The sequence below is a fragment of the Cecembia rubra genome, assembly GCF_003014575.1.
GTDB lineage: Bacteria > Bacteroidota > Bacteroidia > Cytophagales > Cyclobacteriaceae > Cecembia_A > Cecembia_A rubra.
Window position 1 is genome coordinate 44,283 of the sequence record NZ_PYGF01000017.1, and the last position, 16,063, is coordinate 60,345.

The window sequence follows — 16,063 nt, forward strand, 5'->3', positions numbered from 1 at the left end:
TGGACCATGTTCGATAAAATCCTTTCTTTTTCTTCCAACAATCTGATAAGGAACAAATCCATTCAGAACTTTATTTTTTTGGGCTTTATTCAAGCTTCCAATATCCTGATTTCACTGATCTCAATGCCCTTGCTCATTGAATCCATAGGAGTGGACCAATTTGGCTTAGTGAACCTTTCCCTTTCAGTCATCCTTTTGTTCAACATTTTGGTGGGTTTTGGTTATAATCTTAGTGGGCCAAGAGAGGTTGCCATCAACCAGAAAAACACCGAAAAATTGTCCCGAACCATTTCAAAAATCATTTCCAGCAAGTTGGTATTGGCAGGTATTGCCACAAAGATCATCTTAATAGCTGCCTATGGTTTCAATCTTTTCAGTGAATACAGAACCATTTTGGTATTTTCGGTGCTCTTGCTTTTCTCCGAAGCTACCCTTCCTCTTTGGTTTTTCCAGGGCTTGGAGAAGATGAAACTGATTTCTGTGGCCAACATATTTAGTAAGCTACTTTACTTAGTGGGTATTGTATTATTTATCCATGAACCTGATCAGGCCAAATGGACTAATTTTATCTTGGGTGGCACAGCATTTCTGGTCAATTTGATGATAGTGGTTTATATACACTATGCTATGAAAATCAGTTTCTTCTTGCCCAAAATATTGAATATTCTGCAGTCCTTAAAAGACAACCTCCTACTATTCCTCTCCAATCTGGTTTCACACATCTCTATTAATGGCGGCTTGATAGTTCTGAGTTTTTTTGCGAATGCAGAAACCTTGGGAATGTTTAGTTTGGCAGAAAGGATTACTATGGTATTGAGGATGCTTCCTTCTTTGATAATACAGGCCATTTATCCAAATGCATCCAAACTTTTTGAAACAGATAAACCTTCTTTCTTTCAGTTTTTGAAAAAGGCTTATACCTGGGCCCTTTTATTTGGATTATTCCTTGCGGTCTTTACAAATTTGGCTTCACCCTTAATTATTAAAGCATTGGCAAGAGAAACCTTGGAGGATTCGATAAGTTACCTAAGGATTTTATCATTTGTTCCCTTTTTGGCATGTCTTAATATTGCCAATGTGCTGGGACTATTGGTCAAAGACAAAAAACGTCAGATTTTCCACTCCTCTTGGCTCATGTGTGCATTTATGCTTACAGTTTCCATAGCCTTGACTTCCATATATGGAGGAATTGGTCTATGCTATGCACTTGTTGCTACAGAGGTGTTTATTTTCATTATCAGTTCATTTTTGATTTATTTCAAAAACAAAGACTTATTCTATGGATTCAAAAACTCACTCTTCGGTAGCAGTCATTCTGGTTAACTGGAACGGCTATGCATTGACCAAAAGGTGTCTGCATTCCCTGGAAAAAGTAAGTTTTACGAATTTTTCTGTGATCGTGGTAGATAATGCCTCTGAGGACGGATCTTATGAAAAGCTGAAATCTGAATTCTCTTTTCCTGTTTTTTTGAAAAACAATAAGAACCTAGGATTCACAGGAGGCAACAATCGGGGAATTGCATATGCCATGGAGCAGGGATTTGACTATATCCTCCTGCTCAATAATGATACAGTAGTCGATCCTGGTTTTATAGAAGAACTGGTGTTGATAGCAGGTAATAAACCCGATTCCGGAATGGTACAGCCATTGATTTTATTCATGGATTCACCAGAGCGCATTTGGAGCGCAGGCGGGAAGATGGCGAACAGTCTTGGTATATCAAAGACTCTTGGAGACCGTGAAAAACTTTCCGATTATCGTCTAAAAGATAGAGAATTGGATTGGGCGACCGGTTGCTGCATCCTGATTCCAAAAGAGGTTATCCAAAAAACAGGAGCCTTGGAAAATTCCTTTTTCGCCTATTTTGAAGATGTAGACTGGTCACTTAGGGTCCGAAAGGCAGGTTATACTATCTTTCTTGCCTCCAAAAGCATCATTTTCCATGAAGGCAGCGCCTCCTCCAAAAAGGCACATGATGAAGGTACGCTAAGCCCAAGAGTCTTTTACCTACATGCGAGGAATCAGCTTTTTATTCTGAGAAGACATTTTGGTTTTCCATATGGCCTCTTGGCATGGCCTTATCATCTATTCAAGTATATAGCCTGGATGTGCTATTTTTGCCTTAGAGGAAGATTCAAAAAAATGAAAGCTGTAGCCAAAGGGATCCGTGATGGAATATCTTTGGATCACCATAATCCGGAGCCCCTATGTCCCTGATTATTTTTGCCATCATCGCTATTATTAGCCTGGTACTCATTTCTTGGGTACTCAGAATGGTACTTTTTGAGGGAAAATGGGAATATGGAATCTATTTCCTTTTGCTTTTCCTTCCCTTTTACATCACAATCTTGAGTGTAACCTATTTGGCCACAGGCTCTTCCCTAGCTGTGAATGCCTTCCAATTTTTGAAGGAAATTGTCGTCTTGGCCTCGGTTTTGGGATTTGTCTTGTATCAAAAAAACATCTTCGAATATCCTTTCCGCCTTCACCGCGTGGATATCCTGTTTCTGGCTTTCCTCACATTGGCCTTGGTTTTTCTGATACTTCCTCTTGGGGAAGCCAGCCTGCTTAACAAAGCACTTTATTTCAAAAATATGCTCATCCCTGCGCTGGTATATTTTTTGGGAAGAAATACCAATTTCAGCAATAAGGAAATAGAACGCCTCTTCAAAGGAATTTTCATGATCGCCATCGCTGCTTTTTTGGTGAATGTCTTCGAAAAAACCATTGACACCCACCTTCAGTCCCTGACAGGTTATGCTCTGTTCAATGAAGAAATCAATGAGATTGAACCCACGGGCCATTTCGGTCTTACCTGGACTTTTGAAACCCAGGCAGTAACCAAAAGATTGGCCTCCTTTTTTTCAGATCCCCTTGAACTGGCAAGCTCAGTCCTTTTGGGTTTTTCGGCAGGTCTGATCTGGTTTTTGACCAGCAAAAGAGAAAATTGGTTCTTTTATACCATGGTCATGCTTTGTTCATTGGCCAGTCTTTTTTTTGCATCATCCAGAGCCGCCTTTCTGGCTTTCTTTATCATGATCTTTTATGTGGCTGTAATATTCAAACTTTATAGATTGATCTTATCAGGTTTTGCTTTAGTATTAGCTTTTATCATATATGTATTATTCTTTGCCTCTGAGGATTTTTACTATTTTATCGTAGATACCATCACTTTCGAAAACACCTCAAGCATGGGCCACTTGGTAGAATGGCTATTGGCTTTGGATTCCATGATAGCCAATCCTTTGGGGATAGGTTTGGCCATGAGCGGAAACGTGGGCAGTGTAGAAGACGAATTACGGGTGGGAGGAGAAAACCAGTTTTTGATCTATGGGGTGCAAATGGGCTGGTTGGGCATGATTCTATATATCCTAATCCTTGCCTATAGCATTAAAACCTCTCTGAAGGTATTCAACCGTACACAAGAAATCATGACGGCAAGAATAGCCTTTGTGGCGGCTTCTGTAAAATTTGGCTTGCTGCTCCCTTTGTTTACTGCCAATGCGGAGGTCTATACCTATGTGTCCTGGATTACCTGGTGGATGGTAGGCTATAGCGTTCATGCCTATCAACGTATAATCTCCCAAAAAAGATGAAGGCATGAAAAAGAAGGTATTTGTAGATCTTTTTTATCTAAACACGGCTCTCACTGGCATCAAAACATACATGCTGGAGTTTTGTGAGGCGGAAAAAGAATTCTCATCAGAGGAGGTAGAATATATTTTTTCGCATGACCCCAAAAAACAGGCTGAAAGTGGTTTTTACAGAGGGAATGTACCTTACTGGAGAAAAGTACTCTACCATTTTTATTACTTTATTTGGAAGCAGATTTTATTGCCATTACGGGTGAAAAAATCAAAAGCAGATGTCCTGATCTGTTTCGATTACATAGCCCCGGCAATTCCAATGAAGGCAAAAAAACTGGTGGTGATTCATGATGCTTTCTTCTGGCAAATGCCCCAAAATTACAATAAATATTGGCGAAAATATTTCATACCAATGATCCATGCAGGATTGAAAGGCAATACGGTGGTCATCACTACCTCTGAATATGCCAAGCAGTCTATCATCCAATTCACAGGAATCAAAAACCCTATAGAAGTAATTTATCAATGCCCAAGGTTGCTTCCTGAAATGGCTGATGAAAGTATTTTGGAAGATCTGGGACTTCAGCCAAAAAGCTACTTCCTTCATGTAGGTAGCTTTGATAAAAGGAAACTGCTTCAGGTTTTGGTTGAGGCATTTTCAAAGATAGAAACCAACTTTCCGGGAAAATTCAAACTGGTCTTGGTGGGAGAAAGGGGGCTGAGTTCCGCATTGGACGATTACGATCAAGTCAGAAATTCTGTCTATTCTTTAGGTTTGAAAGAAAAAGTATTGTTTCCAGGCTTTTTGAGCGATTCAAAATTAAAAAGCCTTTACAATGCTGCATTTGCTTATGTCTTTCCGTCATCCAATGAGGGTTTTGGCATTCCAGTCATAGAAGCTATGAGGAGTGGGATCCCTGTTATTATTTCTGAGCAACAAGCCTTATTGGAGGTAGCAGGTGGGGCAGCCCTAGTCCATCCAATAGGAGACAGCCAATCCCTGTCAAAATGCATGGAAAAACTCATCCTTTCAGATCAATTGGCTAAGAAATTGATTGAGTCTGGAAAAAGGAGAAGTGTTGATTTCAGCAGATCATCTTTTATTCGGAATTATCAGAAAATTCTGGATATACCGCTTGATAAGCAGCACAATTTCAAGCAATGATTTGCTTTTCTGAGCATTCTTTGGGGGGAAAATGCCCAAAATAATCAATTCAATTGCAGGTTCATGAATTAACACGCGCTAAAAAGACAGGCATTAAAGAAGAAAATGGATATTTTTCAATACTTTTTCATAGATTTGGGGGTTTATTTATAAAAATGAAACATCAGGCCTTTAGCAAAGCCAAATACAAAGGATGAGATTGTTTGTTTAGGTCTTTTTTAATAAGGCAGATAATCAAAAATTTTTGCCTTGGAATTTCATAAAAATGGGGTTTCAAGGCGATAATAATATTAATCATGAATCATAAAGGTAGGGTCATTTTTTTGCATAGTAATTCAGACTTGTACGGATCATCCAAGATTCTCATCTATGTGATTGAAATTTTTCAAAAAATGGGTTATTCGACTCTCCTGGTTCTACCTGGTGAAGGTCCTTTCAGGGTAGAGGTAGAAAAAAGAGGGATAGAAGTAGCTATAGTCAACTTGGGAATTCTCAGGAGGAAATATTTTAACCCCTTAGGAATCCTAGATAGGGGAAGAAAATTCCTGAAAGCCTATAAATTCCTGCACAAGCTGAACAAAGAAGAACCTATCACTTTGTTGTATTCCAATACCTTGGCTGTAATTGTTGGCGCAATCTTTGCCAAGAGAAATAAAATTACACATATTTGGCATATCCACGAAATCATCAAATCACCAAGATTTTTGGTGCGGTTTTTGGCTAGACAAATAAATGGAATTGAGAGAAGGCCCATTGTGGTGTCAGATTCAGTGGCCAAACATTGGGAAAACCTATTAGATATTCAGCCTGAAGTAATCTATAATGGAATAGATTATAAGCCTTTTTTGGCGGAAATCGAAAGTCCTTTTGAAAAAAGCGGATTACCGAAAGGCAGGAAGATCGTGACCATGGTAGGAAGAATCAATCCGGGTAAAGGACAGATGTCATTTTTAAAAATGGCAAGGGAAGTTATCAAAGAACATCCTGATGCACTTTTCCTACTTGTAGGGGACCCTTTTCCTGGATATGAAAATTTATTGGAGGAAATCGGAACATTTATCCAGGACAATGGACTTGGCAAGCATGTACTGGATTTAGGATATAGATCAGACATTCCGGAAATCCTGGATTGTACACAGGTTTTTGTCTTACCTTCTGTAATGCCTGATTCATTTCCAACCGTAGTGTTGGAGGCTATGGCTTCTGCCCTGCCTGTTGTGGCCACCCGCTCTGGCGGTGCAGTAGAAATGGTAGATGACGGCAACACAGGATATCTGATAGGTATAGATGATGTGCATACAGGCAGCCAAAAAATAAACCTATTGCTAAAAGATCCTGAACTGGCCCGGGAAATGGGAAAAAAAGGAAGAGACCGAGTATTAAGTAATTTTAGTTACGGGCAATTTGCCCAAAAAATGGAAGATTATATATGCCAGATATTCCCGGAAACGAAAAATTAAAAGTAGCTATTCTTGGCGCAAAGGGATACCCTTATGTGTATGGAGGCTATGACACCTTAGTTAAAGAATTGGGAGAAAGATTGCAGAAAAGAGGTGTTGACCTAAGGGTGTACTGTCACCGGGCACTTTTTAGGGAAAAACCGACCATAGTCAATGGCATAAAACTGATTTATACACCAGCTATTGAAACCAAAAGCCTGACCCAGCTGACCCATTCCTGCATCTCCATGGTACATGCTTGCCTTTCTGATGTGGATGTAATTTTTGTGGTGAATAGTGGAAATGGCCCATTTGGTATTATTTCAAGATTTTTCAGAAAACCAACAGCCATCAATGTAGATGGGTTGGAATGGCTGCGTCCTAAATGGAGAGGATTTGCTTCAAAATATTTTATCTGGGCTTCCAAAATGGCCACCAAATATTACGACCGAATTATCAATGATTCTGACGAGATGCACCGGATATATAAAGAAATGTTTGGGGTAAATTCCACAATCATTGCTTATGGGGCCAATCCGGCAGAAACAGGAGATATAAGAAAAATTGAAAAATGGAACTTAGAGCAAGGTGGCTATTTTCTGATTGTAGGAAGGCTTGTTCCAGATAATAATGCCGATCTGATTGTGGACGGCTTCCTCAAATCCAATTCAAATAAAAAACTGGTTATAGTCGGGGATGTTCCTTATAAAGATGAGTTTGAAAGTAAACTGAAAGAAATCCCAGATAAACGCTTGCTTTTTACAGGATATGTAACCGACCCTGAAGAACTCAAGTCGCTTTATATCCATTCTTATGCGTATTTCCATGGCCATGAATATGGAGGTACAAATCCAGCGATGCTGAAAGCTCTCGGTTATGGCTGTGCTGTTCTGGCATTGGAAACGGTATTCAATAGGGAGATGCTTCAGGACGGGAAACACGGCTGGTTCTTCAAAAAAAATGTTGAAGCTGTAACAGAATGTATCAATAAAGCAGAAGCACAGCCAGAGGCCATGAGGTTTTTAAGAGAAACTGCAAGAGAAGGGCTCATTGACCGTTACAATTGGGATTATGTTACGGACCAGTATTTACAGGTTTTTGAGGAATTAAAAGAAAGAAAAAAGAAAACCAAGCTTATTCTTTCAAAATAAAGCGATATACAACAATCCACTTGCCCTCAAGCCTTTTCAATAAAGCAACATTCCGGACCGGATACAGGGCATCAAAGCGTTTGCTTTGAATATGCTGCCAATAGATGTCAAAGTCTTTAGGCTTAATATCCTTAAAAGCAATTGTCATATGAGGGTGAAACGCTCTATCACTGAGTTCATTGATCAGTTTCAATTCCGTTTTGCAGAATTTGTTGAGGTCTTGCTGTAAGCGCTCAAGTTCCTTTGAAGGCTTCACGTCTACAAAAATCACTCTCCTTCCAAATCGGCCAAAACCTTTAAGCTGAAGGTCAAAAGAATGATAATTTTCAAAAAATTTGCCCAACCTGCCTTTTAAACGCTCTTCTTTGAGTTCATTATAGATAAAGGGCATTTTTATGGTAATATGAGCCGGAGATTTTAGGGCATATTTTATATTAAATAAGTCCCGCATTTCCTCCTTAAGGTTGCTTGCCTCATCTTGAATTTTACCTTCAGGAACCAAGGCAATGAAATATTTTGCAGGTTGTGTAGCCATTTAACACAAATTTAGCTGTTTTGCATCCTTTTGTCTTTATTTCAAAAAGCTTTGTATTAAATTACAGGGAGAATTTTCCAAAGATTATTTTTAACCCATAATTTAAAGCAAATATTGACCACAGTAATATGAAGCATTTCACCAAAGCAATGGTCGGACTTGATTTGAGCAAAATGGATGAAATCCTTGTCCAAAAAGTAGCCCATTTAGCAGAAGTATTAGGAATAGAAAAACTATATTTTATCCATGTAGCCAAGGACCTTTCCATACCCGAGGATGTAAAAAGATTATATCCTGACCTGGTGGCCCCTACGGACGAAACCATTAAATCGGAAATTCGAACCTTGGTAAAATCCCATGACTTCCCCGACAAAACCGAAATTGATATAATCGTGGAGGAAGGTAAACCAATTGATACCGTACTTCGCTGGGCTAAAATCAAGGATGTGGATGTCCTCATCATGGGCAGGAAACAAGATTTGGAGGGCAGCGGTTCTCTCTCCAAAAATATGGCACACAGGGCTCCCTGTTCCGTACTGTTTTTTACAGAAAAGAGCCCGGTAAAAACACCACACAAGCTCCTAGTTCCCATGGATTTTTCAGAGCACTCCATGATGACACTAGAATTTGCAGAGCGCTTGTCCCATGAAATCGGTGCAGAAATACTCGGTCTGCATGTATATTCCATTCCATTGGGATATTACAAAACCGGTAAAAGTCATGCGGAATTTGATCAGATTATGGAGAATCTGGCCAGAAAAGACTATGAAAAATTCCTTAAAAAGCACAATCTCCCTGAATATAATTGCCTATTTCTCCTAAAACAGGAAGGAAATGAAGGTAGGTTTATCATCAAAGTTGCCAAAGAAAATGAGGCTGACATGATATTAATGGGAAGCCGGGGAAGAACTGCCTCAGCAGCTGTGCTTTTGGGAAGTATTGCCGAAAAACTTGTCAATGTCAACAACGAGGTACCAACCCTGATTTTCAAGAAAAAAGGAGAAACCATGAATTTCCTCGATGCCTTGATGAAAATTTAATTTCTACGTTCCAAATAAAAACAAGCTTGGTCCCCAAGGCCCTTCTGATTGAACAGGAGGGCTTTGTTTTGAAATTCCTTCTTTAATTTCTTAGAAAAATTATGGCTTGAAGCATCTTTCAAGGGAATGCCCATTTTGTAAAGCTCTGTTCCCCAAAACTGGAATTCAGTACTGTCAAAGTCTATCCTTTTGACATTAAAGCCTATCTTCTCTGCCAAAACCTTCAAACCTTTTACAGATGGAATATGCAGATGTCTGGGAACATCCAGCTGTACCCAATTTACACCATCTTCCTTCCAGACTTGGGCATCCGCAAGGGGTATCCTGACAAGTAAGCAGCCTCCTTTAGCCAATAATTCATAGCATTTGGACAGTACCTGCTCCGGATCAGACATGTGTTCCAAAGCATGGTGCATCATCAGCAAATCATATTCCCCCTCAGCATCATATATGGACTTCTTGAATAGTCGAAACCCTTGGGTCATTTTATTTTCCTTTTCCATAAAAGGATCAAATCCATCGAGCTTTTTAAATCCGGCAGCATGCATTTCGTAAAGCAATTGTCCGTTTCCACAACCAATATCAGCAATCCTGGATTTTAGTCCTGCTCCAGACCAACGTACCCATTCCCCAAAAACCGGTTTCAAAAACCGAAAGCCGGAAGCAAACAATGCATATCTCAAACCTTTTAAAACCTTCTTTAATGGTCCAGATATAACAAGCTCCTGCAAAGAATAATAAGTTGCTGGATAATAAATAGAAAGATCAGATGGAGGATTCAGCAATTGAAGACTGCCACAGGAAGTACATTCAGAAAGCTCAAAGCACTCGCCGGTACCAAACATCATTTCCTTAGCTTGATACTTTTCGGGAGTTTGCTTGTCGCCACAGTAATAGCAGGAATAGCCGGAATCAATAGACATTCTCCCTGTTATAAATCAATTCATGAAATGTCCCAAAACAAATTTTCAGATCCAGCCAAATTGACCAATTTTTGATATAAAAGTAATCCAGTTTGAACCGGGACCGAATCTGAAAAGGATGCTCAATTTCTCCTCTAAATCCTCTTACTTGAGCGAGTCCTGTAATTCCAGGCTTGATCTGATGCCTTGAATTGTATTTTTCTATCTGGGACTTGAAAACCTGATTCATGGGAACAGTATGAGGCCTTGGGCCTACTATTGACATATCACCCATTAACACATTTATAAACTGTGGCATCTCATCCAGGGAAGTCCTTCTCAAAAATGCCCCGATACGGGTTACCCTAGGATCATTCTTGGTAGCCTGAATTTGATCAGCGTAATCATTTGGGGTCATAGAACGGAACTTCAGACATCTGAAGATCTTGTTGTTTACACCATTTCTTTCCTGAATAAAAAAAATAGGTCCCTTGGATTCCAATTTAATCAGTAATCCGACCAAAGGAATCATCCAGCTCAGAATAAAGACAGTTACCAATAATGAAAAAATCAAATCGAAAGATCTTTTCAGAACCCTGTTAACAACATTGTCCAATGGTATCTCATTCACATTGATGACAAAAAGATCACCATACCTTGAAAAAGTAAGGTTTTTTTCCAACTGTAGGGAGTTTCCTGGAATTACTTTTATCTTAATGTAATGTTCATCTGCTAAGTCTATCAGCTTCTTGACGACATCTGAATTTGTAAGTTCATTGATATATATGATGTCAATCTCATTGGAGACTGCTTCTTCAAAAAAATTCCTCAAAGTAGCTTTATTATGCATGATTTCTGAATTGAAATCATATTGCCCCATATATCGTATCCCAAAATCTTTTCTCCGCTCCAGAACCTTAGCCAATTTTTCTCCTATCTCACTTTTACCCAAAATGACTGCATTTCTGAAATTGTAACCTTTGGCCCTGTATTTTTTCAATAACAAAAAAGTCCCTATCCTATATGAGGAAACAGAAATAAAAAGAGACAATGACATCATTCCAAAATAAATGGTTCTATTGGCCTCCATTAAAACAGGAACCCATAGAATGGCCACAATGACCAAAAACCAAACCAAAGAACCGATCAATTTCCCAAAAAGATTGTCATAGCGGGAAGTCCTTTCCCAACGGTAATCCTTTCTTAAAATAGTAATGACCATCCATACCAGTACAAAAACCAAAAAGTAAGAAGAATCAGGTCCATTATATTCTCCGATATTCCCCATCAAAAACGAGGTAGAAATGATGGAGAGACTCATGACTGCAATATCTCCAAAAACGAACAACCATGGAAATATTCTATCGAAACGCTTTTTCATTAAAAATACAGCCTAAAATACCAGAGCTTATACGATACTAATGGCTACATGGATGATTTTTTTTCCAAAATGGTTGAAAATTCATACATTTATGAGCCAATTTGAGCAAAAATAGCAAAGAATCCTTTTTCCCCATTAAATTTGTTGGATTATTTTAAATTCTTCTGATCATAAGTGCCTGTCGCATTCTTTCGTTACATTATGAGTTATGTAAAAGCCATTCTGGCTCCTTCCGATAATCCGGACTCCTTTGGCTTTGCCATGAGGGAAAAAAGATTTCAAATTTTCGAACAACTAATCAACCGTAATTTTGCATCGGATAAGGTAATCCATGTGCTTGATGTAGGAGGTACGGCTTATTTTTGGAAAGATAAAAACCTTGTCAAAGAAGGTAAGCTTAAAGTTACGCTCCTCAATCTGGAGAAAGAAATCGGTGTACCAAAGGAAATGGAGAGCATTGCAGGCGATGCAACAGACTTAAGCATGTTTGAAGATGGTCAATTTGACCTTGTTTTTTCGAATTCAGTAATCGAACACCTGTACACTTGGGAAAATCAACAAAAAATGGCCAAAGAATGCGTTCGGGTTGCTAAGAAATATTTTATCCAGACACCAAACAAACATTTTTTTATTGAAGCTCATTATGCCATCCCATTTATTCAATATGTTCCAAAAAAACTGACCTATAAGGTTCTGACCAAAACCAAATTGAGCAGGTTGAGAAAATGGAAACCGCAAGATGCACAACAATACCTGGATGAAATCCGACTGATAAATAAAAAAGAAATGAAGCGGCTATTCCCTAAAGCAACAATTTACAAAGAAAAAATGATGGGAATGACCAAATCCTTTACCGCTCACAACATGGACTGAAAAACAAAAAGGTGGGGTTACTGGGTGGTAGGTAACTGAAGTGTTGTGAGGATTTTATAACTTAATTCTGAAAAAAGGAGATGTGAAACTTGGGAGATGAGACTCAAGAAAAATTTTTAAATACATAAAGCAATGGTTCCAAAAACGGGATAGAATATTTGTATCTTGAGAAAAGATGGAAATAGCATGGGTTTTTTACCTATTATCCTATTTTTTCTTGGCAATTAATACATTTTCGGCATTATTTATGTACTGCTTACCTTTATGCCATTTATGTACAGTGACTATTTTTCTATATCGGAAAATTAGGGTGATTGAAATATTCATTGTCTAATATAAATGAATAGGGGCCTAAGCTAGGGCTATATTAAGATTCTAAAAAAGAATAAGATTATTGAACAAGCGTAAGGGAGAAAAAATCCTGGAAATGTATAATCCGAAAAAGAACCATAGTCTACTTATTTTACCGCTTGTTCTCCTCTTTCTGTTAGCGGGAAATCCCTTGTTTGCCGGAGAAGATGAATTTTGGACAAACAGGAACTTTAATCCTACAAATTATACTGTAAGCATTTGGAACAATACAAATGGCCTTCCCCACAATACTATCTACGCACTTGAGAAAGATCAATTTGGCTATACCTGGATGGCTACCGAAGAAGGCCTGAGCAGATTTGATGGAACAACAGCCGTAGTTTTCGAACCCAGAAATTCACCCGAACTGATTGAAACTTCTTATTATAACTTTTATCCAATTAATGGAAAAGGCATCTGGGCCGCAGGGGATTTCAGCTTGGTACTATTGAACAAAACAATCAAACAGGTCATAGATTGCCAAAGTATTACAGTTTCCTCCTGGCTTACCGCTTTATCAGAAGATGAAAATGGTGTTCTTTGGATAGGAACTAAGGAGGGAAAAATTTATTCCTTTCACAAGGGAACGTTTAAGCCTTTAGAGGCATGGCAAAATCATACAAATGATCCAATTAACAGCCTTTTCATAGCAAATAACCAATTACTGATAGGAACAGAAGCAGGTTTATTTGTGTACCACCTTATCAATCAAACCCTCGAACCAATTGTCAATGGGCCAAAGAAAATCCGGCATATCGCCTCTTTGGGTAAAGAAGTAATTTTTGGAGCATCCGGCTCTGGAATCTGGAAACTTAGCCCTGATCTGTACATTCAACTAATTGCTAGAGAAAAAGAACTCTACGCAATTAATTACAGGAGTATAAGGCCCGATGAGGAAAACAGGATCTGGGCGGGTACAGAAACAGGTGAAATCTTATTGATAGAAAATAAAGAACTTAAACAAATTAAATTTCCAGAACTTACCGAAAATCCAATTAGAAAATTACTAATTGATGGCAATCATTTTTTTGTAGGTACTCAAAGCAAAGGCCTGATGATATTCAGGGAATCCCTTATCCAAAAATTAGAACACCCGCTGTTGTCCCATAAAAATATCCGCCCAATTTTCCAGGCAGCAGATGAAAGTATTTGGATCGGGACAAGAAACAGTGGTGTTTTTAGGTTAAAAGACAGAAACACTACCACTTTTGATGCCTCCAAGGGGATGTTTCACGAAGGTATTCTTTCCTTATGTGGAGATGAACAGAATATGTTTGTAGGCACTAGAGAAGGACTGTACAGGATAGAACTGGCCAGTAATTTGATTACAGAGGATTATCATATCAGCCAAAACTTCCCGAGATACCAGATCAATACCATGATCAGGGATAAGGAGGGAAAAATCTGGTTTTCTGCTGCTCAAGGGGGTATTTTTTACTTCGATGAAAACAAGAAGATACATCAGGTCGAATTACCGGAACACCTGCAGCGGACCAACATCATCAGTTCGGGTATCCTAAAAAACGGAGACATTGCTTTTGGTTCAGAGGGAAACGGGCTTCTCATCCTAAGAAATGGTAAATTGGTAAGGCAAATCCCCCTTAATCTGATCCCTGGAGAAAACATCATATATGCGATTTATGAGGATGCTCAAGGAGGAATCTGGATTGGGTCTCAAGGTGGTTTATTACTTGAAAAAAACGGAAAATTCTCCGGCATCCGTAAAGAAAACGGCTTAATTGGCAATGGAATCTATTCTATCACTCAAGACAAACTTGGAAACATCTGGATCAGCAGCAATTTTGGTCTTCAAAAATTTCAAGAAGAAGAGCTTTTACGTTTCAAAACCGAAGATCCTGAAGATTTCTTTCTGGCCTCAGAAATTTTTTCGGACAAACACGGAATGAGTAACCTAGAAACGAATAGCAGGATTTCTCCAGCCTCTTTCATCATGAATAATGGTCAAATATGGATACCTACCATTGAAGGAATCAGTATCATAGATCCTACCATCTTCGCTGAAAGAAAAACCAATTCTATTTTCTTCTGGGATCAACTCAAAATTGGAAATACCTTTACCAATATTGAAAACGGGCTCAATATTAATGCTGGAACTGGTAATTTTTCAATTACCTTTTCCATTATTGATTATGAAGACGATAACCAAAGCTCCTATTTTTACAGGATCAAAGAATTGTCGGAAGAATGGACCTATCTGGGCAAAAGAAAAGAAATATTCTTTAGCCACCTATTACCGAATTCTTATACGCTGGAAGTGAAAAAACTGGAAAGGGGAAAAATAGCAGATATTTATATCCTCAATTTCCGGATACTCCCCTATTTTTACCAAACCTTACTGTTTAAGATTTTATTGTTTTTAACTGTTCTCCTTTTGGCTGTATTCTTTGTAAGTTATTCCTTCAAGGTTAAACTTGGAAATCAACTCGCTTATAAAGTCCAACAAAGGACAAGGGAAATTGAAGAAACCAACCAACTCCTTGAAAAAGCACTTAAAAGTATTGAAAGTCAAAACTTGATGCTCCGGGATACCATCTGGCATCAGTCCCACACCATCAGAGGACCTCTAACCAGGGCCATGGCAGTAATAAATTACCTGAAAGAACTTGAAGAGCATGATAAAGAATTAAGCCATGAACAACTGTTGGAAGAAGTGGAAAAATCACTCCAGGAGCTGGACCAAAATATCCGCCATATCAACCAACTTCTTCAGGAACAATTCAAGGAATATTAGGATTTCATAAGTATATTTCTGGTACAGATTTTGAGTTATTAATTTCAAAAAATAAATCATGGAAATTGGTAAGATAAAAGGATTATTGGCAGGAGCCTTAGGCTTTTGGATGAGTATCCTTGCCATTACTCTTCCTCCTATTTCCAATGATTATAATGACAAGCTGGCACAGACCACTTTCCAGAGTGATGAACTGGCTCCCTCAGATTGGAGTTCACATTTTTATCTTTCTCTGGATGGACTGGACAAACCCACCTTTCCGACCAAAGCTTATTGGACTGCGGATGCCGTGCTTTCAGGGGCTTGGTATGCACTCCATGCCCTGAGTGAATCCCTGAATACCTGCCACAAAAACCAGCAATCGGTTGAGCTGGCTTTTAGTATTCGGGAAATGAAATTCCCTACGCATTTTTTCTGGTAAAACGGCTGCCCACAGCCCTACAGCAATCTTCATTATCCTTGGGTCCATTTGGGATTTTCTAAAGGAATTGGCTTCGTTGTGTCGCGTCACACTGAGTTGTTAAAATTTGGCATTTACAGATCATCAAATGACAAAAGGTTTCACGCAGCGGGCGCAGCGCATTCGCAGCGATCGCCGCGAGAAATGGCTATTTGTTATTGGTAACCGGAGCCTGCGGAGGTGAAAGCCTGCTCAGTAGCATTACGGGGAATCTCCTCTATTTTGGGGGACTCTTCGCTTTGCTCAGAGTGACGATTCCGGTATTCTGTCAATGGTAACGCAGTGAAGCATCTCCTCTAAAACGGGAGACTCTTCCTTCGTCAGAGTGACGGTCAGGTAAACATGCCATTGACTTTGAAAATCACATGACCGGAAATCCATTCCTGAATTGTTGTCTTTAATCCTGCACAAAGCAGGAATTTAAAC

At 38.9% G+C, this 16,063-nt stretch carries 13 protein-coding genes; 10 read left to right on the top strand and 3 right to left on the bottom strand.

Translation table 11 applies throughout. The features are described 5' to 3' along the window. The first annotated feature begins 6 nt into the window (after positions 1-6). From CLV48_RS19330 to CLV48_RS19355, 6 genes are all read left to right on the top strand, one after another. On the top strand, positions 7-1,323 hold the full coding sequence (locus CLV48_RS19330; RefSeq protein WP_106568944.1) for an oligosaccharide flippase family protein: 1,317 nt from the start codon (positions 7-9) through the stop codon (positions 1,321-1,323). Then, positions 1,280-2,218, top strand: coding sequence for a glycosyltransferase family 2 protein (locus CLV48_RS19335; protein ID WP_106568970.1), 939 nt, complete (start codon positions 1,280-1,282; stop codon positions 2,216-2,218). The genes CLV48_RS19330 and CLV48_RS19335 overlap by 44 nt, the downstream gene beginning before the upstream one ends. Continuing rightward, positions 2,209-3,597: an O-antigen ligase family protein gene (locus CLV48_RS19340; RefSeq protein WP_106568945.1), complete on the top strand. Its 1,389-nt coding sequence runs from the start codon at positions 2,209-2,211 to the stop codon at positions 3,595-3,597. The genes CLV48_RS19335 and CLV48_RS19340 overlap by 10 nt, the downstream gene beginning before the upstream one ends. 4 nt (positions 3,598-3,601) lie before the next feature. Then, on the top strand, positions 3,602-4,753 hold the full coding sequence (locus CLV48_RS19345) for a glycosyltransferase family 4 protein (RefSeq protein WP_106568946.1): 1,152 nt from the start codon (positions 3,602-3,604) through the stop codon (positions 4,751-4,753). Positions 4,754-5,049: 296 nt separating this feature from the next. Then, positions 5,050-6,213 carry a glycosyltransferase family 4 protein gene (locus tag CLV48_RS19350; RefSeq protein ID WP_106568947.1) on the top strand — a complete coding sequence of 388 codons (1,164 nt, stop codon included), beginning with the start codon at positions 5,050-5,052 and terminating at the stop codon, positions 6,211-6,213. Further along, the gene (locus CLV48_RS19355; protein WP_106568948.1) at positions 6,183-7,343 is read left to right on the top strand and encodes a glycosyltransferase; all 1,161 of its coding nucleotides are present in this window, start codon (positions 6,183-6,185) and stop codon (positions 7,341-7,343) included. Before CLV48_RS19350 ends, CLV48_RS19355 begins: the two co-directional genes overlap by 31 nt. Here the strand turns inward: CLV48_RS19355 and thpR are convergent. Further along, positions 7,327-7,878, bottom strand: a complete 552-nt coding sequence (gene thpR, locus CLV48_RS19360; RefSeq protein ID WP_106568949.1) for an RNA 2',3'-cyclic phosphodiesterase — start codon at positions 7,876-7,878, stop codon at positions 7,327-7,329. The genes CLV48_RS19355 and thpR overlap by 17 nt on opposite strands. 128 nt (positions 7,879-8,006) lie before the next feature. On the opposite strand from thpR, the gene CLV48_RS19365 reads away from it, so the two are divergent. Continuing rightward, positions 8,007-8,918: a universal stress protein gene (locus CLV48_RS19365; protein ID WP_106568950.1), complete on the top strand. Its 912-nt coding sequence runs from the start codon at positions 8,007-8,009 to the stop codon at positions 8,916-8,918. Here CLV48_RS19365 and CLV48_RS19370 read toward each other — a convergent pair. Both CLV48_RS19370 and CLV48_RS19375 read right to left on the bottom strand, forming a co-directional pair. Further along, positions 8,915-9,841: a class I SAM-dependent methyltransferase gene (locus CLV48_RS19370; RefSeq protein ID WP_106568951.1), complete on the bottom strand. Its 927-nt coding sequence runs from the start codon at positions 9,839-9,841 to the stop codon at positions 8,915-8,917. The two genes, CLV48_RS19365 and CLV48_RS19370, sit on opposite strands and share 4 nt — an antisense overlap. After that, positions 9,831-11,201, bottom strand: coding sequence for an exopolysaccharide biosynthesis polyprenyl glycosylphosphotransferase (locus CLV48_RS19375; protein WP_106568952.1), 1,371 nt, complete (start codon positions 11,199-11,201; stop codon positions 9,831-9,833). Before CLV48_RS19375 ends, CLV48_RS19370 begins: the two co-directional genes overlap by 11 nt. 201 nt (positions 11,202-11,402) lie before the next feature. On the opposite strand from CLV48_RS19375, the gene CLV48_RS19380 reads away from it, so the two are divergent. From CLV48_RS19380 to CLV48_RS19390, 3 genes are all read left to right on the top strand, one after another. Further along, entirely contained in the window at positions 11,403-12,074 is a 672-nt protein-coding gene (locus CLV48_RS19380) for a class I SAM-dependent methyltransferase (protein ID WP_106568953.1), read from the top strand. 427 nt (positions 12,075-12,501) lie between these two features. Further along, positions 12,502-15,177, top strand: a complete 2,676-nt coding sequence (locus tag CLV48_RS19385) for a ligand-binding sensor domain-containing protein (protein ID WP_146140125.1) — start codon at positions 12,502-12,504, stop codon at positions 15,175-15,177. A 58-nt stretch (positions 15,178-15,235) separates the two neighbouring features. Further along, positions 15,236-15,598: a hypothetical protein gene (locus CLV48_RS19390; protein WP_106568955.1), complete on the top strand. Its 363-nt coding sequence runs from the start codon at positions 15,236-15,238 to the stop codon at positions 15,596-15,598. The last annotated feature ends 465 nt before the right edge of the window (positions 15,599-16,063 follow it).